Origin of the sequence: Curtobacterium sp. 1310, assembly GCF_017834105.1 — a bacterium.
GTDB lineage: Bacteria > Actinomycetota > Actinomycetes > Actinomycetales > Microbacteriaceae > Curtobacterium.
This window is the reverse complement of the sequence record NZ_JAFICY010000001.1, coordinates 166249-188297: the sequence shown is the minus strand read 5'-3', so window position 1 is coordinate 188297 and position 22049 is coordinate 166249. Positions and strand designations below refer to the sequence as shown.

The 22049-nt window shown below is 71.9% G+C and carries 21 protein-coding genes and 1 tRNA gene; 6 read left to right on the top strand and 16 right to left on the bottom strand.

Features of this window, described 5'->3' with window-relative positions:
- Positions 1–6 precede the first annotated feature (6 nt).
- From atpE to JOD95_RS00850, 5 genes are all read right to left on the bottom strand, one after another.
- Positions 7–243 carry an ATP synthase F0 subunit C gene (atpE, locus tag JOD95_RS00870; RefSeq protein WP_027465781.1) on the bottom strand — a complete coding sequence of 79 codons (237 nt, stop codon included), beginning with the start codon at positions 241–243 and terminating at the stop codon, positions 7–9.
- A 62-nt stretch (positions 244–305) separates the two neighbouring features.
- Entirely contained in the window at positions 306–1091 is a 786-nt protein-coding gene (atpB, locus tag JOD95_RS00865) for a F0F1 ATP synthase subunit A (protein WP_144411309.1), read from the bottom strand.
- Between the two features lie 179 nt (positions 1092–1270).
- Positions 1271–1750: a hypothetical protein gene (locus JOD95_RS00860; RefSeq protein WP_081984896.1), complete on the bottom strand. Its 480-nt coding sequence runs from the start codon at positions 1748–1750 to the stop codon at positions 1271–1273.
- Entirely contained in the window at positions 1747–2973 is a 1227-nt protein-coding gene (locus JOD95_RS00855) for an MraY family glycosyltransferase (protein WP_066654629.1), read from the bottom strand. Before JOD95_RS00855 ends, JOD95_RS00860 begins: the two co-directional genes overlap by 4 nt.
- Positions 2970–3644 (bottom strand): L-threonylcarbamoyladenylate synthase, encoded by a 675-nt coding sequence (locus JOD95_RS00850; protein WP_066654631.1) that lies wholly within the window; start codon positions 3642–3644, stop codon positions 2970–2972. Before JOD95_RS00850 ends, JOD95_RS00855 begins: the two co-directional genes overlap by 4 nt.
- Positions 3645–3681: 37 nt before the next feature.
- Here JOD95_RS00850 and JOD95_RS00845 point away from each other — a divergent pair, with 37 nt between their 5' ends.
- Entirely contained in the window at positions 3682–4329 is a 648-nt protein-coding gene (locus JOD95_RS00845) for an HAD family phosphatase (protein ID WP_307810337.1), read from the top strand.
- Between the two features lie 123 nt (positions 4330–4452).
- Here the strand turns inward: JOD95_RS00845 and prmC are convergent, their stop codons facing one another.
- The 9 genes from prmC to argS form a co-directional block, all read right to left on the bottom strand.
- The gene (gene prmC, locus JOD95_RS00840; RefSeq protein WP_307810367.1) at positions 4453–5328 is read right to left on the bottom strand and encodes a peptide chain release factor N(5)-glutamine methyltransferase; all 876 of its coding nucleotides are present in this window, start codon (positions 5326–5328) and stop codon (positions 4453–4455) included.
- Positions 5329–5347: 19 nt separating this feature from the next.
- On the bottom strand, positions 5348–6430 hold the full coding sequence (gene prfA / locus JOD95_RS00835; RefSeq protein WP_066654635.1) for a peptide chain release factor 1: 1083 nt from the start codon (positions 6428–6430) through the stop codon (positions 5348–5350).
- A gap of 3 nt (positions 6431–6433) precedes the next feature.
- Positions 6434–8629: a transcription termination factor Rho gene (gene rho / locus JOD95_RS00830; RefSeq protein WP_245171051.1), complete on the bottom strand. Its 2196-nt coding sequence runs from the start codon at positions 8627–8629 to the stop codon at positions 6434–6436.
- A 177-nt stretch (positions 8630–8806) separates the two neighbouring features.
- Positions 8807–9763 carry a homoserine kinase gene (thrB, locus tag JOD95_RS00825; RefSeq protein ID WP_066658327.1) on the bottom strand — a complete coding sequence of 319 codons (957 nt, stop codon included), beginning with the start codon at positions 9761–9763 and terminating at the stop codon, positions 8807–8809.
- A 32-nt stretch (positions 9764–9795) separates the two neighbouring features.
- Positions 9796–10875, bottom strand: a complete 1080-nt coding sequence (thrC, locus tag JOD95_RS00820; RefSeq protein ID WP_066654638.1) for a threonine synthase — start codon at positions 10873–10875, stop codon at positions 9796–9798.
- A 50-nt stretch (positions 10876–10925) separates the two neighbouring features.
- Positions 10926–12245, bottom strand: coding sequence for a homoserine dehydrogenase (locus JOD95_RS00815; RefSeq protein WP_209682380.1), 1320 nt, complete (start codon positions 12243–12245; stop codon positions 10926–10928).
- A gap of 56 nt (positions 12246–12301) precedes the next feature.
- A complete protein-coding gene (lysA, locus tag JOD95_RS00810; protein WP_209682379.1) occupies positions 12302–13702 on the bottom strand; it encodes a diaminopimelate decarboxylase in 1401 nt (466 codons plus the stop codon).
- A gap of 87 nt (positions 13703–13789) precedes the next feature.
- A complete protein-coding gene (locus tag JOD95_RS00805) occupies positions 13790–14545 on the bottom strand; it encodes an LmeA family phospholipid-binding protein (RefSeq protein ID WP_209682376.1) in 756 nt (251 codons plus the stop codon).
- Positions 14546–14957: 412 nt separating this feature from the next.
- Positions 14958–16628, bottom strand: coding sequence for an arginine--tRNA ligase (gene argS, locus JOD95_RS00800; RefSeq protein ID WP_209682373.1), 1671 nt, complete (start codon positions 16626–16628; stop codon positions 14958–14960).
- A gap of 72 nt (positions 16629–16700) precedes the next feature.
- Here argS and JOD95_RS00795 point away from each other — a divergent pair, with 72 nt between their 5' ends.
- Both JOD95_RS00795 and JOD95_RS00790 read left to right on the top strand, forming a co-directional pair.
- A complete protein-coding gene (locus tag JOD95_RS00795; RefSeq protein WP_209682369.1) occupies positions 16701–17273 on the top strand; it encodes a hypothetical protein in 573 nt (190 codons plus the stop codon).
- A 134-nt stretch (positions 17274–17407) separates the two neighbouring features.
- Positions 17408–17479: transfer RNA gene (locus JOD95_RS00790), tRNA-Arg, on the top strand.
- 16 nt (positions 17480–17495) lie between these two features.
- Here JOD95_RS00790 and JOD95_RS00785 read toward each other — a convergent pair.
- Positions 17496–17801 carry a helix-turn-helix domain-containing protein gene (locus JOD95_RS00785; RefSeq protein ID WP_209682366.1) on the bottom strand — a complete coding sequence of 102 codons (306 nt, stop codon included), beginning with the start codon at positions 17799–17801 and terminating at the stop codon, positions 17496–17498.
- A 47-nt stretch (positions 17802–17848) separates the two neighbouring features.
- On the opposite strand from JOD95_RS00785, the gene map reads away from it, so the two are divergent.
- Entirely contained in the window at positions 17849–18619 is a 771-nt protein-coding gene (gene map, locus JOD95_RS00780; RefSeq protein WP_209682364.1) for a type I methionyl aminopeptidase, read from the top strand.
- 104 nt (positions 18620–18723) lie between these two features.
- Here map and JOD95_RS00775 read toward each other — a convergent pair whose 3' ends face one another.
- Positions 18724–18927, bottom strand: coding sequence for a hypothetical protein (locus JOD95_RS00775; RefSeq protein WP_058729997.1), 204 nt, complete (start codon positions 18925–18927; stop codon positions 18724–18726).
- A gap of 343 nt (positions 18928–19270) precedes the next feature.
- On the opposite strand from JOD95_RS00775, the gene JOD95_RS00770 reads away from it, so the two are divergent.
- Entirely contained in the window at positions 19271–21202 is a 1932-nt protein-coding gene (locus JOD95_RS00770; protein WP_209682361.1) for a YgcG family protein, read from the top strand.
- Positions 21203–21281: 79 nt separating this feature from the next.
- Positions 21282–22007 carry a PspA/IM30 family protein gene (locus JOD95_RS00765; protein ID WP_066654658.1) on the top strand — a complete coding sequence of 242 codons (726 nt, stop codon included), beginning with the start codon at positions 21282–21284 and terminating at the stop codon, positions 22005–22007.
- The last annotated feature ends 42 nt before the right edge of the window (positions 22008–22049 follow it).

Here is a 22049-nt window from a genome sequence, read left to right as displayed (position 1 = left end):
GAAGCCTTAGTTGGTGAAGATGAAGTACGTCGCGATACCGATGAAGGCCAGGGCCTCCGTGAAGGCGATACCGATGTACATGAGGGTCGTCAGACGGCCCTGGAGCTCGGGCTGGCGAGCGACGGACTCGATCGTCTTGCCGACGACGATGCCGACGCCGATGGCCGGACCGATCGCAGCGAGGCCGTAGCCAACCGTCGCGATGTTGCCGTTGATCTCCGCGAGAACGGTCGTTGCGTCCACGTGTTTTCCTTTCGAGTGCGGCCCGACGGATGTCGTGCCGTATGGGGGTCAGAAGGGGTCGGTCAGTGCTCGTCAGCCAGCGCGAGCTGGATGTACACAGCGGTCAGCAGCATGAAGACGTACGCCTGCAGCAGCGCGACGAGGATCTCGAAGAAGCTGAACGCGATGCCGAACGCCAGGGTCCCGATGCCGAAGAGCTTGAAGAGGCTCTCGGCGTCGAAGAAGAAGAACCAGGTGGCCGAGAAGAAGAGCACCAGGAGGAGGTGACCCACGACCATGTTCATGAGCAGTCGCAGCGTCAGCGTCACCGGACGGAGCACGAAGGTCGAGACGAGCTCGATCGGCGTCACGATGATGTAGAGCGGCCACGGGACACCGGGCGGGAAGAGCGCGTTGCGGAGGAACGTGCCCGGGTGCTTGCGGAGGCCCGCGTAGATGAACGCGACGTACGCGACGATCGCCAGGATCATCGGCATCGCGATGCGGCTCGTACCGGCGATGTTCATGAACGGGATGAGACCCGTCAGGTTCATGAACAGGACACCGAAGAACACCGTGGCCAGGAGCGGCAGGAAGCGCTTGCCGTCCTTCTCACCGAGGTTGTCGAAGGTGTTGCGGCGGACGACGTCGAACGCGTACTCGATGAAGGCCTGTCCGCGGTTCGGGACGAGCTTCAGGGCACGGGTCCCGACGAACGCGAAGACGAGCAGCACGGCCACCGCGAACAAGCGGATGAGGACGATGCGGTCCATCTCGATCGGGGTCCCGGCGAAGAAGATCGGGTCCGGGAAGAACTCGTTGATCGACGGACCATGGAATTCGGCGGCCTTGCTGCTCCCCGCCGCCACGGTGTTGGCCGCGGCGGTGAGGGACAGGGGAAGAGCGTGGGATAGCAGCGCTGTCTCCTGTGTCGGCGCGCGCACACACGGCACGCGATGGTGGACTTTGTGGAGGCTCGTCCGCTCCGAGCGAGGCTCCGGACGCGGACTTCGAGAAGCCTATCAGGTGCGAGAGGCTTCTCGGGCTCTCAGGGCCGTGGGGTGTCGTTCCCAGGATCGACCGCGTCGCCGGGCAGGTGCACCCCGATCGGGATGCGGGCCTTGGCGACCGCCACCACGTCGATCACGAGCGACCCGACGACGCCCGCGATGATCACCACGGCGAGCACCGGGAAGTCCACCCAGGCGCGGTCGCGCAGTGCGAGCAGGACCACCAGGAAGAGCACGAACTTCAGGATCCACGTCCCCATCACGATCCCGAAGAAGGCGCCCGAGATCATCTGCCCCTTCGACACCCGGAGGGCGACGAGCACCGAGACCGCGGTGAGCCCGAGGAACACCACGCTCAGCACCGCGCCGAGCAGGCCACCGGCGAGTCCCGGCGTCCCGGCGACGACGAGCCCGACGACTCCCCCGACGACGGCCAGGCCGACGGCGAGGAGGGCCGCCCAGAGGAGGATCCGGCGGAACACCGGCCGGACGTGGTCGAGGGCGTTCGGTGCGGTCACGAGGGGTCTCCAGGGATCGTTCGGTCGTTGGCGGCGCGGTCGAGCGGGTCGAGGCTGGCGTCGACGACGGTGTTCGAGCGGGTGGCGGCCTGCGCGGCGAACTCCGCGCGCTTCCGGCCGAGCGGGGCGAAGGTGGCGATCGCGCACACGGTGAAGCCGATCGCGACGACCGTGACCACCCAGTACCACTCGACGAAGAGGAACAGCAGGCACCCGACGGCGACGGTGGCCGTCCACGCGTAGAAGATCAGCACGGCGTGGAAGTGGGAGTGCCCCATGTCGAGCAGACGGTGGTGCAGGTGCTTCCGGTCGGCCGAGAACGGCGACTTGCCCGCGCTGAGCCGACGGGTGACGGCGAGCCCGAAGTCGAGGATCGGCACGATCAGGATCGCGAAGGGCAGCAGGATCGGGATGAACGCCGGCAGCAGGGCCTGGCGTGTCGAGATGACCGCGGGGTCGATGTTGCCCGTCACGGACACGGCGCTCGTGGCCATCAGGAACCCGACGAGCAGCGCGCCGGCGTCGCCCATGAAGAGCTTCGCCGGGTGCCAGTTGAGGACGAGGAACCCCGTGCAGGCACCGACGAGCACCGCCGTGAGCAACGAGGGCAGGTTGAAGAAGAACTCCGTCTGCACGACCACGCGGTTGATGAAGAACGTGTAGAGGAAGAACACGCCGCCGGCGATGATCGCGACCCCGGCGACGAGGCCGTCCAGACCGTCGATGAAGTTGACGGCGTTCATCACGAGCACGACGGCGAGCACGGTGAAGATCAGGCTCATGTAGGACGACCCGACCCCGAGCGTGTTGCCGATCGGCAGCGACACGATCGCCACGCCCTGCCAGGCCAGGATCCCCGCGGCGATGATCTGCCCGGCGAGCTTCGTCATCCAGTCGAGGTCCCAGATGTCGTCGGCGACACCGAGCACCACGATGATCGTCGCACCCGCGAGCACCGCGATCACGCGCCCGGGTTCCGAGAACACGAGCCGGAAGTAGTCGGTCCCCGCGATGGAGGGGAAGAGGAACCAGGCCGCCAGCAGCGACACGATCACGCCGAGGTACATCGCGATCCCGCCGAGCCGCGGTGTGGGCGTGCGGTGCACGTCGCGCTCGCGGACCTTCGGGTACCAGCCGTAGCGCAGGCCGAGCTTCCACACGGCCCAGCTGCAGACGAAGCTCACCACGGCCGCGATGGCCCCGGCGAGCAGGTAGTACTTCACGTGACGAGGTCGGCTCCGACGACCCGGACGATGTCCTCGTCGGCGATCACCCCGTGTCGGACGATCGTCAGCTTCCCGCCGGTCGAGAGGCCGGTCGCGTCGACGATGGTCGACCCGGTCGAGGCGGCGAAGCCGTCGTGCACCGCGAGCGGTCCCCCGTCGAGGTAGACCGACACGCTGTCGCCGAGCATCGACTCGGCCCGGTCCACGTCCATCGCGGCAGGGTCACCGGTCGAGTTCGCGGAGGAGACCGCGAGCGGTCCGACCTCCTGCAGCAGCTCGAGGGCGATGCGCGAGTCCGGCATGCGGAGCGCGACGGTGCCCCGGGTCTCCCCCAGGTCCCAGTCCAGCGACGGTTGCGCGCGCAGGATGACGGTGAGCCCGCCGGGCCAGAACTCGTCGACCAGGTCGCGGACCTGCTGCGGGATCTCGGTCGCCAACGCCTCGAGCGTCGGCGGTCCGGGGATCAGCACCGGGGGCGGCGACTGGCGGGTGCGGCCCTTGGCGTCGAGCAGGCGCTGGACGGCGGTCGCGCTGAAGGCGTCCGCCGCGACGCCGTAGACGGTGTCGGTCGGGACGACGACGAGTTCTCCCCGGCCGAGGGCGGCACGTGCGAGCCGCATCCCGGTCAGGAGCCCGTCGGGGTCGGTGCAGTCGTATCGGGAGGCCATGACTCGACGATGATAGTGCGACACAATGGACGGCATCGTGAACGAGACGCCCGCGCCCCGACTCCTGTTCCTCTTCGACATGGACGACGTGCTCGTCCGGTACGACTGGCGGGTCCGGATGGCGGCCCTCGGCGAGTACACCGGGCACTCCTTCGAGGAGCTCCGCCGACGCTGGTGGGACTGCGGCCACGAGTCCCGTGCCGAGGCCGGGCACTTCCCCGACGGGGACGCCTACCTCGCCGCCTTCGCCGAGGCGATGGGGTGCGCGGTGCCCGAGGCGGACTGGGCGCGCATCCGCGGCGCGGCGATGACCGAGCTGCCCGAGCGCATCGAGGCCGTCCGGATCGCGTCCGAGCACGGCCGTGTCGGCCTGCTCACGAACAACGGTCCGCTCGCGGGCCGGTGGATCGGGAGGTGGGCACCGTCGTTGCCGCCGCTCTTCGGCGAGTACCTGGACACGACGAGCAACTTCGGCGCGCGCAAGCCCGAGCCCGAGGTGTTCGAACGGGCGCTCGCGCACCACGGTGTGCCCGCCGAGCGCGCGTTCTTCGCCGACGACATGCCGGTCAACGTCGAGGCGGCCCGCGTCCTCGGCATCCACGCGGTCCTGGTCGAGGAGCACACCGACCTGCGCAGAGCGGTTCGCGCCTTCGTCGCAGCCCAGCAGCGGGTCGCCACCGCCTGACCCGTCACGTCCGCGACACGCGACGGGCGCGGTTCCTCGCAGCACAGTACCGCTGCGCAGATCCGCCGAGGTCGCGTCGTGCGGGGACCCGGACGACGGCCGGGAGGCCCGGAGCCACCCCGCCTAGCGGGTGGCGGTGGTCGTGCGGTCGCGCCCCGTCAGGTCGACGTGCGTCTCCGGGGACCGGAACCCCCGCCGTGCGAGCACGTCGCGCACGCCGGCGCCCTGCTGCTCGGCGTGCTCGATGACGAGGAGCCCTCCCGGGACGAGGAGCCGCCATGCGGTGTCGGTGAGTGCCCGGACGGCGTCGAGCCCGTCGGGTCCCCCGTACAGCGCGAGCGCCGGGTCGTGGTCGCGGACCTCGGGGTCGACGGGCACCATGTCGTCGGGGACGTACGGCGGGTTCGAGACGACGACCGAGACCGTGCCGTCGAGCTCCGGGAGCGCGTCGGCGAGGTCGCCCTCGACCAGTCGGACGGTGCCGCCGTGCGCGTCGATGTTGCGCCGGGTCCAGGGCAGTGCCTCGGGTGACCGCTCGACCGCGTAGACGACGGCGTTCGGCACCTCGGTGTCCATCGCGACGGCGATCGCTCCGCTGCCGGAGCCGAGGTCGACCGCCACCGGCTCGGGCACCGCGGTCGCACGCAGTGCGTCGATGCCGAACTGCACGACGCCCTCGGTCTCCGGGCGCGGGACGAAGACGCCCGGCCCGACGGACAGCGTCAGCGCCCGGAAGTGCGCCTCGCCCGTGATGTGCTGCAGCGGCTCGCGGGTGGTGCGACGTGCGACGGCGTACCGGAAGCGCTCGACGTGCTCCGCCGAGATGGCGCCGCCCGTCAGGGCACGGGCCTGCACGGCACCCCGCGACGTGTCGGTCGCCCAGGCGAGCAGGAGTTCGGCGTCGACGCGCGGGGTCGGGACACCGTGCGCGACGAGCGCAGCGGTCGCCTCGTCGAGGAGGCGATCCGCTGCGGACGTGGGTCGGCTGTCGGAGGTGATCCGTGCCTCCAGACCGGGCCTAGGCGTCCTGGTCGCCGATGGCGGCCAGGCGTGCCTCTTCGTCCGCCTGGATGGCGGACCGGACGACGGGCTCGAGCGCACCGTTCATCACGCGGTCCAGGTCGTACGCCTTGTACCCGGTGCGGTGGTCCGCGATGCGGTTCTCCGGGAAGTTGTACGTGCGGATGCGCTCCGAACGGTCCATGCCGCGGATCTGCGACTTGCGTGCGTCCGAGGCGATGGCGTCGAGCTCCTCCTGCTGTCGCGCGAGGATGCGGGCACGCAGGACGCGCATGCCGGCCTCACGGTTCTGCAGCTGGGACTTCTCGTTCTGCATCGCCACCGTGATGCCCGTGGGCAGGTGGGTGATGCGGACGGCGGAGTCGGTCGTGTTGACCGACTGCCCGCCGGGGCCGGACGACCGGTAGACGTCGATCTTGAGGTCGTTCTGGTTGATCTGGACCTCCTCGGGCTCGTCCACCTCGGGGAACACCAGCACGCCGGTGGTCGAGGTGTGGATGCGGCCCTGCGACTCGGTCGCCGGAACGCGCTGCACCCGGTGCACACCGCCCTCGTACTTCAGGTGCGCCCAGACGCCCTGGGACGGGTCGGTCGCGTTCGACTTGATCGCGACCTGCACGTCCTTGTAGCCGCCGAGGTCGCTCTCGGTCCGCTCGAGGAGCTCGACCTTCCAGCCCTTCGTCTCGGCGTAGTGCGAGTACATGCGGAGGAGGTCGGCCGCGAAGAGCGCCGACTCCTCACCACCCTCACCGCCCTTGATCTCCATGATGACGTCGCGGCCGTCGTCCGGGTCCCGCGGGATGAGCAGCCGGCGGAGACGCTCCTGGCGCTCCGACAGCTGCTCCTGGAGCGCCGGGACCTCGTCCGCGAACGCCTCGTCCTCGCGGGCGAGCTCCTGGGCGGCGGCGAGGTCGTCCCCCGCCGCCTGCCAGGCCTCGTACGCGGCCTTGATCTGGTTGAGCTCGGCGTACCGCCGGTTCACCTTCTTCGCGCGGGCCGCATCGGCGTGGAGCGCGGGGTCCGACAGCTGCTGCGTCAGGTCCTCGTGTTCCGCCAGCAGCCCGGCCACCGACTCGAACACGCGTTACTCCTGGTGGCCGTCGTGGCGACCGCCGGTCGTGGGGACCGACTTCTGCACCTGGACCAGGAACTCGACGTTCGACTGCGTCTCCTTGAGGTTGCGGAGGACGACGTCGAGCGCCTGCTGCGGGTCGAGCCCGGCGAGGGCACGGCGCAGGCGCCACGTGATCTTGACCTCGTCGGCGGAGAGCAGCTGCTCCTCGCGCCGGGTGCCGGAGGCGTTGATGTCGACGGCCGGGAAGATCCGCTTGTCGGCGAGGTGCCGGTTGAGGCGGAGCTCCATGTTGCCGGTGCCCTTGAACTCCTCGAAGATGACCTCGTCCATCTTGGAGCCGGTCTCGACGAGCGCGGTGGCGAGGATGGTCAGCGAGCCGCCGTCCTCGATGTTGCGCGCAGCGCCGAAGAAGCGCTTCGGCGGGTACAGGGCCGCCGAGTCGACGCCACCGGAGAGCACGCGGCCGGAGGCCGGCGTCGCCAGGTTGTAGGCGCGGCCGAGACGGGTGATCGAGTCGAGGAGCACGACGACGTCGTGGCCCAGCTCGACCAGCCGCTTCGCACGTTCGATGGCGAGCTCGGCGACCGTGGTGTGGTCCTCCGCCGGACGGTCGAAGGTCGAGGCGATGACCTCGCCCTTCACCGAGCGCTGCATGTCGGTGACCTCTTCGGGCCGCTCGTCCACGAGCACGACCATGAGGTGCGCCTCGGGGTTGTTCTTGGCGATCGCGTTGGCGATGGCCTGCAGCACGACGGTCTTGCCGGCCTTGGGCGGCGAGACGATGAGGCCGCGCTGACCCTTGCCGATCGGTGCGACCAGGTCGATGATGCGCGTGCTGAGCTTCGCCGGCTCGGTCTCGAGGCGGAGGCGCTCGTTCGGGTACAGCGGGGTCAGGTCGTGGAACTCGACACGGGCCGCTGCCTCGTCCGCGGTCTGGCCGTTGACCGAGTCCACCTTGACGAGCGCGTTGTACTTCTGGCGCGCCTGCTGCTCGTTGTCGCGCGGCTGCTTGATCGCACCGACGATCGCGTCGCCCTTGCGCAGGTGGTACTTCTTCACCTGGCCGAGGGACACGTAGACGTCGCTCGGTCCCGGCAGGTAGCCGGTCGTGCGGACGAACGCGTAGTTGTCGAGGACGTCGAGGATGCCCGCGATCGGGATGAGGACGTCGTCCTCGGTGATCTCCGGCTCGAACTCGTCGTTCTGACCGCCGCGGCCGCGCTTGCGGTCACGCTGACGACGACCGCGGCCGGCCTCGGCCTCGTCGGCGTGCTGCTGCTGCTGGGCGTTCTGCTGCTGGCCGTTCTGCTTCTGCTGGCCGTTCTGCTTCGGCTGACGGTCGTCCTGCTTCGCGTCGCCGGACTTCTGCTCGTCCTGCTTGCCGTTCTGCTTCTGCTGCTGACCGTTCTGCTGGCCGGCGTTCGCCTGGCCGCCGTTCTGCTGGCCGCCCTGCTGGTCACCGCTCTGCTGTTCGGTGCCCTCGGCGTTCTGCCCGCGGCCACGGCCGCGACCACGGCTGCGACGTCCGCGGCGCGAACCGCCCTCGCCCTGCTGGTCGGCCTGGTCGCCCTGGTCCGTCGCCGAGGTCGGCTGCGCGCCGGTCGCCTCGTCGGTCTCGGGGGCAGCGGCCTGCTCGGCGCCGTCCCGCTGCTGGCCGCCGTCCTGCTGGCCGGCGTCCTGGTTCCCGCGGCGGCCGCGGCGGCGACCGGACTGCGCGGCCTCCTCCGCGTCCTTCTCGGCACGGACCTGGTCGAGCCCCGCGAGCAGGTCCTCGGTGCCGGTGTGCCCGTGGTTCGTGTGCTCCGCGGCCGAGGTCTGCGCGGTGTTCACCGTGCCGGCCGAGGAGGCGCGGCGCGAGCGGCGACCGCGGGGCTCCGGAGCCGACTCCGTCTGGTCGGCTGCGGCGTCGTCGGCGGCCGGCGAGGTCGCCGGTGCGGCCAGCGTCGGCTGCTCGGCGGGGGTCTCCTGCGCCGCGGGTGCGGCCTCCGCGGCGGCGGGTGCCTCGTCGGCCGGCGTCTCGGCAGCGGGGGCGGCGTCGTCGGTCGCGGGGCGCTTGTCCTCGATCGACGCGATGAGGTCGCCCTTGCGGAGCTTCGAGAGCCCCGTGATGCCGAGCGAGGAGGCGATGCGCTGGAGCTCCGGGAGACGGAGCGCGCGCAGGTCGCTGGGGATCTCCACCGGGGTGGAGTCGTTGACGTTCGTCAAGGTCGGTGTTTCCTTTCGAACCGCAGAACGCGGAGAGTTTCCACCGTCCCGGCGCATGGGTGCGCTGCGACCGCCGTTCAGACGACGGACCGGGATTCGGTGATCTGAAAGAGAGTGCCCCCGCGCACCGGACCCTGCGCCAGCGCCGACGGATCCGGTTCGGATCGGTCTGTGCGCCTACGCTGGATCGGCTTCGAGCGCCGAGTGCGGCACCACTGTAGCACCACCGAGGTCCACGGCCAGCATGAGCGCCCGCCAGTCGGACTGCGCGTGTCGCGCCACCAGGTCGGCCGCGGTGAGGCGCTGTGCCGGGTCGCTGCCCAGCACGAGCAGGCTCGGCCCGGCGCCGGAGACCACCGCGGCGAGCCCGTGCTGCCGCAGCAGACCGATCAGTGCATCGGTCTCCGGCATGGCGCTCGCACGGTACGACTGGTGCAGCCGGTCCTCGGTCGCGGCGAGCAGCAGCTCCGGGCTCTGGATGAGGGCGGCGACGAGCAGCGCCGAGCGCGACACGTTGAACGCGGCGTCCTCGTGCGGCACGCTCGCGGGCTGCAGGGACCGCGCGAGCTTCGTCGAGAGCGTCGACGTCGGCACGAAGACCACCGGCGAGACGCCTCGGTGCACCAGCAGGCGCTTGACCGCGGGACCCTCGGCGGTCATCCACGCGATCGTCAGACCACCGAAGAGCGCCGGAGCGACGTTGTCGGGGTGGCCCTCCATCTCGGTGGCCAGGGTGAGCAGGGTCGACGCGTCGAGGTCGACGACCCCTTCGAGCAGGCCGCGGGCCGCCATCAGCCCGGCGACGATGGCGGCGGCCGACGAGCCCATGCCGCGGCCGTGCGCGATCGCGTTCACGGCGTGCAGCTCGAGTCCGGGCTGCTCCACACCGGCGTGCTCGAGGCCACGACGGACGGCCTGCACCACGAGGTTCGACTCGTCGGTGGCGACCTCACCGGCACCGACGCCCTCGACGATCACGGTCGCGCCGGGCTCCGGGCGGACGCGGACGACCACCTCGTCGTAGACCGACAGCGCCAGCCCGAGCGAGTCGAAGCCCGGGCCGAGGTTCGCGGAGGTCGCCGGGACCCGCACACGGACCGCCCGTCCGGCCGGTACAGCGCTGCGGGCGTTCACGCCCTCCCCCGGTCCGGACGAGCGGTCGACGCTCACGCGGAGCCGACCAGTCCGAGCACCTCGGCGACCGACTTCGTGTCGACCGGGACGCTCGTCGGTGCGACCTCGCCGCCGTCCTCCGTGCGGAGGGCCCACTGCGGGTCCTTCAGGCCGTGGCCGGTCACCGTGATGACGACCTTCGCGCCCTGCGGCACGACACCGGCGTCCGCACGCTCGAGCAGCCCGGCGACGCCGATGGCCGACGCGGGCTCGACGAAGACCCCGACCTCGGCGGACAGGATGCGGTGCGCGGCGAGGATGCCCTCGTCGGTGATCGCACCGAAGTAGCCGTCGGTCTCGTCACGCGCCTCGAGCGCGTACTGCCACGACGCCGGGTTGCCGATGCGGATGGCGGAGGCGATGGTGTCCGGGTGGCGGACGACCTCGCCCGAGACGATCGGGGCGGAGCCGGCGGCCTGGAAGCCGAACATGCGCGGCATCCGCGTCGAGCGGCCCGCGGCGACGTCCTCGCGGTAGCCGCGGGAGTACGCGGTGTAGTTGCCCGCGTTGCCGACCGGCAGGAAGTGGAAGTCCGGGGCGTCGCCCAGCACGTCGACGACCTCGAACGCGGCGGTCTTCTGCCCCTCGATGCGGTCGTTGTTCACCGAGTTGACCAGGTGCACCGGGTAGTTGGCGGCGAGGTCGCGCGCGATGTCGAGGCAGTCGTCGAAGTTGCCCTGCACCTGCAGCAGCTGGGCGTCGTGCGCGACGGCCTGGCTGAGCTTGCCCATCGCGATCTTGCCCTCGGGCACGAGCACCGCGGCGGTGATGCCCGCGTGCGTGGCGTAGGCGGCCGCCGAGGCGCTGGTGTTGCCGGTCGACGCGCAGATGACGGCCTTCGCGCCGTGCTCGACGGCCTTCGAGATCGCCATCGTCATGCCGCGGTCCTTGAACGACCCGGTCGGGTTCATGCCCTCGAACTTGACGTACACGTCCGCGCCGGTGCGCTCCGACAGGCGTCGGGCCGGGATGAGCGGCGTGCCGCCCTCGCCGAGGGTGACGACGGGCGTCGCCTCGGTGACGTCGAGACGGTCGGCGTACTCGCGCAGGACTCCCTGCCACTGGTGGGCCATCAGGCTCTCCTTGTTCGGTGTTGTGCAGTCGGGTTGCTGACGGTGCGGGGCTAGGCCCCGACCACCCGCAGGACGCTGGTGATCTCGACGACGACGTCCTCGCCCCGGAGCGCGACGACCGTGGCGGCCAGGTCGGACTCGCGGGCGAGGTGCGTGCCGATGACGAGGTTCGCGGTGCCGGCCGTGCCGTCGCCCGGGTCGGTCGCGGCGGACTGCTCGACGGTCTCGACGCTCACGCCGTGCTTCGCCAGGACGCCGGCGACCGTGGACAGCACGCCGGGGGCGTCGGCCACGTGCAGCGTGATCTGGTAGCGGGTGCGGACCGTGCCGATCGGGAAGACCGGCAGGGCCGACTGGGTCGACTCCGCGATGCCGGGGCCGCCGATGACGTGACGACGGGCGGCGGACACCAGGTCGCCGAGCACGGCCGACGCGGTCTCGACGCCACCGGCACCGGCGCCGTAGAACATCAGGTCGCCGGCGGCCTCGGCCTCGACGAACACGGCGTTCTTCGCCCCGTGCACACTGGCGAGCGGGTGCGACTCCGGCACGAGCGCCGGGTAGACACGGGCGCTGACGCCCTCGACGCCGTCCTCGTCGGTCAGGCGCTCGGCGGTCGCCAGGATCTTCACGACGTAGCCGGCCTTCCGCGCGGCGCGGACCTGCTCGATCGTGACGGCGGTGATGCCCTCGCGGTGCACGGCGGCCAGGGGCACGGAGGTGTGGAACGCGAGCGAGGCCAGGATGGCGGCCTTCTGCGCGGCGTCGTAGCCCTCGACGTCGGCGGTCGGGTCGGCCTCGGCGTACCCGAGCTCCGTGGCGGTCGCGAGGGCCGCCTCGAAGGTCGAGCCCTCACGGTCCATCAGGTCGAGGATGAAGTTCGTCGTGCCGTTGACGATGCCCATGATCCGCTCGATGCGGTCGCCCGCGAGCGAGTCGTGCAGCGGCCGGATGATCGGGATCGCGCCGGCGACCGCGGCCTCGTAGTAGAGCTGTGCGCCGACCTGCTCCGCCGCGGCGAAGAGCTCGGGGCCGTGCGTGGCGAGGAGCGCCTTGTTGCCGGTGACGACGTCCGCACCGGACTGCAGCGCCTGGAGCACCAGCGTGCGCGCGGGCTCGATGCCGCCGATCAGCTCGACGACGATGTCCGCGCCGAGGATGAGCGACTGCGCGTCCGTCGTGAAGAGCTCCTTCGGCAGGTCCACGTCGCGCGGAGCGTCGAGGTCCCGCACCGCGATGCCGACGAGCTCGAGTCCGGCACCCGCGCGCGAGGCCAGCTCGTCGCCGTGCTCGAGGAGCAGGCGCGCCACCTGGGAACCGACGGAGCCGGCTCCGAGCAGCGCGACGCGGACGTTGCGGTATTCGATCATGTGGTGCGCATTCCTGTGGGGCGGGCGGCAGCCCGGTCGGGTCGGGGTCAGCGGCGTCAGCCGGCGACGACCCCCGTGTCGCGGGCGAGCAGGTCGTCGATCGACTCGCCACGGACGAGGATACGGGCTGCGCCGTCCGCGACCGCGACGACCGGCGGACGGCCCACGTGGTTGTAGTTGCTGGCGAGGGACCAGCAGTAGGCACCGGTCGCCGCGACGGCGAGCAGGTCACCGCGGTGCACGTCGCCCGGCAGGTACTCGTCGTTCACGACGATGTCGCCCGACTCGCAGTGCTTGCCGACGACCCGGGTCAGCACCGCCGGGGCGTCCGAGCTGCGGGCGAGCCGGGCCGTGTAGTCGGCGCCGTACAGCGCCGGACGGGCGTTGTCGCTCATGCCGCCGTCGACCGACACGTAGGTGCGAGTAGCCGAGGAGCCGTCCTCGGTCTCCAGCGAGACGGGCTTGACGGTGCCGACGCGGTACAGCGTGGTGCCGGCCGGGCCGACGATGTAGCGACCGGGCTCGACGGCGATCTCCGGGACGGGGATGCCCCGCTCGGTGCAGGCGTCGGCGACGATCGTGGCGAGGGCCTCGGCGACGTCCTCGGGCGCGAACGCCTCGTCGGCCTCGGTGTAGTCGATGCCCCACCCGCCGCCGAGGTTCAGCTCCGGGACCGGACCCGTCGCCACGAGTTCGGCGTGCACGTCCATCAGTCGCCGAGCTGCCTCACGGAACCCGGACTCGTCGAAGATCTGGGACCCGATGTGCGAGTGGAGCCCGACGAAGGCGAGCGACGGCTCTGCCCGGACCGCCGCCGCGGCGGCGACGGCCTCGCTCAGGGGGATGCCGAACTTCTGGTCCTCACGCGCCGTGGCGAGGTACTCGTGCGTCGAGGCGTGCACGCCGCTGTTGATCCGGATGCGCACGCGCTGGACCGTGCCGGCGTCGGCGGCGGCACGCGCGACGCGGCCGATCTCCTCGTGGCTGTCGAGGACGATCGTGCCGAGGCCGACCTCGACCGCGCGGGCGATCTCGGCGTCCGACTTGTCGTTGCCGTGGAAGCCGAGCAGCGCGGGGTCCGCTCCCCCGGCCAGCGCGACGGCGAGCTCACCGGCGGTGCACACGTCCAACCGCAGTCCGGCCTCGGTCATCCACGCGGCGACCTGGGTCGTGAAGAACGCCTTGGCGGCGTAGTACACGTGGGCCCGCGTGCCGATGCGGGCGAACGCCTCGGTGAAGGCCGTGCGGACCCGCGCCGCGCGTGCCTGGACGTCCCGCTCGTCGACGACGTAGAGCGGGGAACCGAACCGGGCGACCAGGTCCGACGCCGCGATGCCGCCGACGGCGAGCTCACCGTCGTCCGTCCGCGTGGCCGAGGCCGGCCAGATCCGCGCGGTCAGCGCGGAGGCGTCGGCGGGGAACCGCAGCCGCGGCGGGGCAAGGGGGTTGGCGCTCACGGGACCCGATCCTACCGAGCCACCACGGGCCTCCAGGCCGGTGTTACGCCCGTCGACCGCGGTGGTGACGCGCCGGGATCGACGGCGTCAGCCGCAGGCGCCGACCGTGCGCAGGCCCTGCTCGGTCAGCGGCAGCGAGTCGGCGGTGACCCGGACGGTGGCCTCGGCGGAGGTCACGTCGACGGACCGGACCCGGAGCTGCTCGGGCAGGAACTGCGCCGTGCAGACCTGCACCGGGACGCCCGTGACGCCGGGGATGCGGTCGACCTTCAGCCCGAGGTCCGAGTTCGTGATGCGGACGCTCTGCGGGGTGATCGTGACGCCACGGCCGTCCTGCTGCGCCACCACGTCGCCGGTGGCCGCGTAGCCGATGTCGTACCCGAGCACCGCGGTCGAACCGGACAGCTCGACGCCGCCGTCGACGAGCCGGAGCCGCTCGAACAGCGGGCTGTACTTGGCCAGGTCCTGCACGCTCGTCGCGGCGAGGGTGACGTGGCCGTCGACGTCGTGCACGTCGCCCTTGCCGTCCACCGGGACGTCGCGAGCGGTGACGTCGGCGGCCAGCGGGACCCCGTCGACGGTCAGCCGGTCCGAGGTGATGTCGACCCGGTCGAGCGTGCCGGCGAGCAGCTGCGGGACGACGATGCCCTCGGCGTGTGCGGTGACCTCGCCGGTGGCGCCCTCCGGGAGGGACTGCTCGACCTGGTCGGCGATGATCCGGTCGACGACGCCCCGGAGCACGAACTCCGCGACGACGACGAGCGCGGCGAGCACGAGCACCAGGACGACGAGGACGACGGGCCAGCGACGGCGCTTCCGGGAGGGCTCGGTGGCGACGGACATGCGTCCCACCCTGCCAGGTGCTCCCCGCAGCCGGCCTGGAGGCGCGGTGTGCGCCCGGTGTGCGCGCTGCGGCGGGCGGGGCGGCGGGGCGCGGCGGCCGGCGGGGCGAGGCGCGGCGGGGCGAGGCGCGGCGGGGCGCGGCGGGGCGAGGCGCGCCGAGGCGGGGCGGGGCGGGGCGCGGTGCGCGGCGCGACGCGGCGCACCGCCCGACGCGGCGCGACGTGCTCGCGCACAAGCAGAAGCACGTCGCGCCACGTGATCACGTGGCGCGACGTGCTTCCGGTTGTGCGGACGCGTGCTGGGCGCGCCGGCGACGAACCATTGAAACGACATCGAACCAGGCGGATCGCCTGGTTCGATGTCGAGAACGTGGTTCGACGCGACGCGACGCGACGCGACGCCGCGCGCCGCGCTACATGCGCTCGGGCGCACTCACCCCGAGGAGGCCGAGGCCGTTGCGGACGACCTGCCCGGTCGCGTCGTTCAGCCACAGGCGCGTGCGGTGCAGGTCCGACACGGCCTCGTCGCCGAGCGGCGTCACCCGGCAGGAGTCGTACCAGCGGTGGTACAGCCCGGCGAGCTGCTCGATGTACCGCGCGATGCGGTGCGGCTCGCGGAGCTCCGCGGCCTGGCGCACCACGCGCGGGTACTCGGCGAGGGCTCCGAGGAGGGCGCTCTCCGTCTCGTGCGTGAGCAGGGACGCGTCGAACGCGGAGCGGTCCACGCCCGAGGCCGCAGCGTTGCGGGCGACCGACTGCGTGCGGGCGTGGGCGTACTGCACGTAGAAGACCGGGTTGTCGTTGGTGCGCTTGGTGAGCAGGTCGAGGTCGATGTCGATCGAGGTGTCGCTCGCGAACCGCACGAGGGCGTAGCGACCGGCGTCGACACCCACGGCGTCGACGAGGTCCTCCATCGACACGATCGTGCCGTTGCGCTTCGACATGCGGAAGGGCTGGCCGTCCTTGAGCAGGTTCACCATCTGGCCGATGAGGATCTCGAGGTTCTTGCCGGGCTCGTCACCGAACGCCGCGCACATCGCCATCATGCGACCGACGTAGCCGTGGTGGTCCGCGCCGAGCATGATGAGGTTGCGCTCGAACCCGCGCTCGCGCTTGTCGAGGTAGTACGCCAGGTCGCCCGCGATGTACGCCGGCTGCCCGTCGGACTTGATCACGACGCGGTCGCGGTCGTCGCCGAAGTCGGTCGTGCGGAGCCAGAGCGCACCCTCGGCCTCGTACATCTTGCCGAGGGACTGCAGCCGCTCGATGGCCCGCTCGACGGCCTTCGACTCGTGCAGCGAGTTCTCGTGGAAGTAGACGTCGAAGTCCACGCCGAAGTCGTGCAGCGAGGACTTGATGTCGGCGAACATGAACTCGACGCCCTCGCGGCGGAACAGCTCCTGCGCCTCGTCGCGCGGCAGGTCGCGCACGTCGGTGCCGGCGGGCAGCGTCGCGATGACCCGCGCGGCGATGTCGCCGATGTAGGCACCGCCGTAGCCGTCCTCCGGCGTGGGCTCCCCCAGCGCCGAGGCGACGAGCGACCGGGCGAAGCGGTCGATCTGTGCGCCGTGGTCGTTGAAGTAGTACTCACGGGTGACGAGGCCGCCCTGCGCCTCGAACACGCGGGCGAGCGAGTCACCGACGGCGGCCCAGCGCACACCGCCCATGTGGATCGGACCGGTCGGGTTCGCGGACACGAACTCGAGGTCGATGGACACGCCCTCGTACAGGTCGCCGTGTCCGAACGCGTCGGCCTGGTCGACGATCGTGCGGGCGATCTCACCGGCGGCGGCGGCCTCGAGCGTGATGTTGATGAAGCCGGGGCCGGCGACGTCGACGGACGCGACGCCGTCGAGCTCGGTCAGCTCGCCGGCGATCTCGGTCGCGAGCTCGCGCGGGTTCGTACCGAGGCGCTTCGCGAGCTGCATCGCCGCGTTCGAGGCCCAGTCGCCGTGCGCACGGTTCTTCGGCCGCTCGAGGGCCACGTGGGACTCCCCGATCGTCACGGTGTCGGACGCGCCTCGTCGCTCGACGATCCCGGTCAGGATCGACAGGTACGCGGCGGAGAGTTCGGCAGGAGTCACGAGGGTCGAGTCTACCGGGACGCCCAGGTGCCTCGCGGGCCGGTGCCGGACGGCGTGCAGCATCATGGCTGGATGACCTCCCGCAGCCGTGTCCGGGCGATCACCGTCGCCCTGCTCTCCGTGTCCGCCGCCGTCGCCCTGGCCGCCTGCACGGGCGGGTCCGACGACGCGGCCCCGAGCGCGAGCGCCACCCCGATCGGCACCGCCGTGCGGCAGACGTGCGCCGAGCTGCTGCCCACGAGCGTCCTCGCCGTCTACGGCAAGACCTTCGAACAGGACACGACCTGGACGCCCGCGAAGGGCACGCCGGCCGCGACGATCGCCCGCCAGCGCGGCCGGGTCTGCCACCTCGTCGCCACCGACGACCCGTCGACGACGATCACGCTCGCCGTGGCGCACCTGCCTGAGAAGTCGCTCACGACGCTCAAGGACGCCCTCTACGAGCGCGGTGGGTCCGTCCCGACCTACCGCGTCGAGGGCTACTACGCGCTGGACGACGGCGTCGGCCGCGCGGACGCCTTCCCGGATCCGTACTGGGTCACCACCGAGTCGACGCTGTACACCGAGCCCGGCGGGGCGCAGCCCGTCGTGGACGCGGTGCGCTCCGTGCTGCTGCCGTCCGCGTCGGCCAGCCCGGCGGGCTGACGGCACCGCAGCCGGACGGGAGGCACGGTGCGGGCCCGTGCCGCGCCTCCCGTCCGACGGCGGTCGCGACACGGACGCGACACGCGCTGTCGGGACCGGCTCGCGTTACCTGCTACGGTTGATCTCACCCACGAGCCCCCATAGCTCAGGGGATAGAGCACTGCCCTCCGGAGGCAGGGGCGGAGGTTCGAATCCTCCTGGGGGCACATCGAGCCCCCGGCGTCAGCGCCGGGGGCTCTCCTCGTGCACGGGGTGCGTCGCCCGGTCCGGGGCCACCCGTTCCGCCTCGGGGTGCACCTCGTCCCAGAGCGCGTCGAGCGACAGTCGGACGACGCTCGCGACCGCGGCGATCGTGGCGAAGGACGGCGTCGCGATGCGACCGGTCTCGATCTTCCGCAGGGTCTCGGGCGACACGCCCGCATCGAGGGCGACGTCGAGGATCGAGCGCTCGCCCCGAGCACGACGGAGCAGTGCGCCGAGCCGGCGACCGCGTTCCAGCTCGGCGGGGCTCAGCGGGAGTCGGACCATGGCGCCGATACTAGTACCGGCCAGACAATACCGGTACGATCATCGGCATGATCGAGATCCTCTCTCCAGCCGAGGTCGACCGGGCCCGCCGCACCGGCGCCCTCGTCGGCACGATCCTGCAGACCCTCCGGGAGCGGACGACGGTCGGCACGAACCTGCTCGAGGTGGACGGGTGGACCCGGACGATGATCGAGGACGCCGGCGCGGTCTCCTGCTACGTCGACTACGCCCCCTCGTTCGGTCGTGGCCCCTTCGGCCACCACGTCTGCACCGCGGTGAACGACGCGGTGCTCCACGGCCTGCCGCACGACCGCGAGCTCGCCGACGGCGACCTGCTCACCCTGGACCTCGCGGTGACCCTGGACGGGATCGCCGCCGACGCGGCGATCAGCTTCGTCGTCGGGCGCGCCGACCCGGCGGACACCGCCCTGATCGACGCCACCGAACGGGCGCTGGCCGCCGGCATCGCCGCCGCGGGCCCCGGCGTCCGGACCGGGGACGTGTCGCACGCCATCGGCGAGGTCCTCACCGCCGCGGGCTACGCCGTGAACACCGAGTTCGGCGGGCACGGCATCGGCTCGACGATGCACCAGGACCCGCACGTGGCGAACACGGGTCGGCCGGGGCGCGGCTACACCCTGCGACCGGGGCTGCTCCTCGCGCTCGAGCCCTGGGTGATGGCGGACACGGACGAGCTCGTCACCGGTCCCGACGGGTGGACGCTGCGGAGCGCGACGGGGGCGAGGACCGCGCACACCGAGCACACCGTCGCGATCACCGAGGACGGCGTCGAGGTGCTCACCCGTCCCGGCAGCTGACGCGGTCGAGGTCGGCCACTGCGCCTCCACGTCAGCGTCTCCGCGCCTCCACGTCAGCGCGAGGCTGAAGCGGTCAGCGCGAGGCTGAAGCGGTCGCCGCGGGCTCAGGCGTGCGTGAGCGCGATGAGCGCGACGTTCATGGTGCTGTAGGCGCCCTCGGAGCGCGTGGCCTGTCGGACCCGGCCCCGGAGGACCTCGTAGCGGCCGTCCTGCTCACGGACGAAGCCGATGACACCGCTCGCCGGTGTCGAGACGCGGTGGTAGCCGTCCTCCAGTGGGACGACCTCGGTGCTCGTCGTACGCTCCATCGCTTTCCCCTTCCGCTCGTCGTCGAACGATGGCCTCCACCATACCCCGGTCCGGGGTACAAGTCCTCCACATGACGGGCGTCGCCGGGGGTCGTCCGAGGATCCACCCGCTGTGTGCGTGCCCTGGATAGCATCGGGGCGACGGCGCCCGTGCGGGGGCCGTCGGGGGCGCAACGTGGGCTCCCGGACGACGGATGGAGGACGGATGCGAGCGGCTCACCACGGATCGCGCACCGACGATGGATCGGCCCCTCGGGCGCTCGGTCGGCACCGCGAAGGCCCCCACGCGGCCGTCCGCGGCGCCCGCTCGGCGATCACACGCGCCGTGGGTCGGATCGGTGCCGTGCTCCTCGCGGCCGGACTCGTGATCACGCCCACCGCAGCAGCCCACGCGACGGACCCGGTCGACCTGGGCGGCGCCTACGTGGTCGACGAGGCCGGTGCCCTCAGCAGCGGTCAGCGGACCCAGGTCGAACGGGCGGTCCAGGACCTCTACGAGCGGACGCAGACGCAGCTCTACGTGGTCTACGTGCCGACCTTCACGAACCCGACCGACCACGCCGCCTGGGGTGACGCCCTGATGGAGCGCAACCAGATCGACTCCGACGCGATCGTGCTCTCCGTGGCGGTCGACGACCGGATCGCCGACATCCAGCAGACGAACGCGACCGCACTGTCGAGCAGCGACGTCGAGTCCGCCTACCAGCAGGACGCCGTCCCGCAGCTGCGGGACGGCGACTGGGCGGGCGCCGCCGTCGCCCTCGCGGACGGACTCGTCTCCTCGCAGGCCCCGCCGGACCTCACCTGGCTGTGGGTCCTGCTGCTCGTGGTCGTCGTCGGTGCGGTCGTCGCCGTCCTGGTGATCCGCACCCGCAACAAGCGACGCACCGCCGAGGCCGCACGAGCGCAGGAGGCGTCCCTCGCCGGGCTCGAGCGCAAGGCGGGCGCGGCGCTGGTCACCATCGACGACGAGCTCCGGACGGCCGAGCAGGAGGTCGGCTTCGCCACGGCACAGTTCGGCGAGGACGCGGCGAAGCCCTTCGCCGAGGCCGTCGCGACCGCGAAGCGGAACGTGCGGCAGGCGTTCTCCTACCAGCAGCAGCTCGACGACGAGGTACCGGACTCCCCGCAGCAGCGCGCGCAGTGGGCGAACCAGATCGTCGCCATCTGCGAGCAGGCCCACGCGTCCATCGACGAGCAGACCGAGGCCTTCGACCACCTGCGGTCCCTCGAGGACGGGGTCGAGGACGCCGCGACCGCCCTCGCCTCCGCGGTCGCGGCAGCCCCGGTCGAGCTCGACGCCGCCCGCCGCGCGCTCGACCGGGTGCGCGGGTCGTACGGCGGCCGGACCCTGGCGACGGTCTCCGACAACGTCGACCAGGCCGACCAGGTCCTCGGCTACGCGACGGAGCGGTCGCAGGCGGCGACCGCGGCCATCGCGTCCGGGGACAAGGGCGAGGCGGTCATCGCCGTGCGCGACGCCCAGCACGCGCTCGCACAGGTGCAGCAGCTGACCGCGAGTGCGACCGGCGCCGAGCGCACCTTCGCCGAGGCGACCGCCCGGGTCCAGGCGATGCGCGCGGACATCGAGGGAGACGTCGCCGCAGCCCGTTCGATGCGGTCCGGCGACCCGGCCCTCGCGGCCGCGGTGACCCGTGCCGGCACCGTCCTCCGCCAGGGCTCCGACCCGCGCGACCCGATCGCCGCCGTCGACGCGCTGACGAAGGCGAACACCGAGATCGACGCCGCACTGGCCGCCGCGCGCGGTGCACAGGAACAGCAGCAGCGGGCACGCCGCGCCCTCGACGACGCCCTGCGCGACGCCCGGGCCCGGATCAGCCAGGCGCGCGACTTCATCTCGCTCCGCCGGGGAGCCGTCGGCACGACGGCCCGGACGCGCCTGTCCGAGGCCGAGCGCGCGCTCGACGACGCGGTCGACCTCGCCACGAGCGACCCCGCCCGCGCCCTCGGGGCTGCACGCGCCGCCGAGCAGTACGCCGCCGCGGCGATGGACGCGGCGAACGACGACATGGGCGGATGGCCCGGGCAGGGCGGCGGCGGCAACGGCGCACAGCTCGGGGGCCTCGTGACCGGGATCGTGCTCGGCGGCCTCCTCGGCGGACGCGGCGGCAGCTACGGGGGCGGCTCCTTCGGCGGTGGGGGCTTCGGCGGCGGCGGGGGCTTCAGCGGCGGCGGGGGCTTCGGCGGAGGCGGGGGCTTCGGCGGAGGCGGCGGCGGGGGCGGCGGGGGCTTCTCCGGCGGCGGCCGCTTCTGACAGCCGACACCACCCCCTCGGGACACACGACCACCAGGACCAGCAGCACCACGAGAGACCTTCCACGAAAGGGAACACAATGGCAAAGCAGACGATTCTCGGCCGGATCTCCTCGCTCATCCGGGCGAACGTGAACCAGCTCATCGACGACGCCGAGGACCCGCAGAAGATGCTGGACCAGCTCGTCCGCGACTACACGAACAACATCGCCGACGCGAAGACGGCGATCGCGCAGACGATCGGCAACCTCCGCCTGCTCGAGCAGGACCACGAGGAGGACAAGCGCGCGGCGACCGAGTGGGGTCAGAAGGCCGCCAACGCCTCGGCCGCCGCCGACAAGTACCGCGCCGAGGGCAAGACCGCGGACGCGGACAAGTTCGACAACCTCGCGAAGATCGCGATCGGCAAGCAGATCGCGGCCGAGCAGGAGGTCAAGGACAACGAGGGCCCGCTCGCCACGCAGAACGAGCAGGTCGAGAAGCTCAAGTCCGGGCTGGCCGGCATGGAGCAGAAGCTCGAACAGCTCAAGGCCAAGCGCGACTCGCTCGTCGCCCGGCAGAAGACCGCCGAGGCGCAGTCCAAGGTCAACGACGCCATCGGCAACATCGACATCACCGATCCGACGAGCGACCTCAACCGCTTCGAGGAGAAGGTCCGCCGCGAGGAGGCGAAGGTCCTCGGGCAGCAGGAACTGCAGTCGTCGAGCCTGGACGCGCAGTTCGAGAGCCTGGAGGACGTGGGTCGCGACGCCGAGGTCGAGGCACGTCTCGCCGCGCTGAAGAACGGCGGGTCCGCGGGTATCTGACGCGGAACTGCGGACGGCGCCGGACCCTGCTGCCAGACTGAG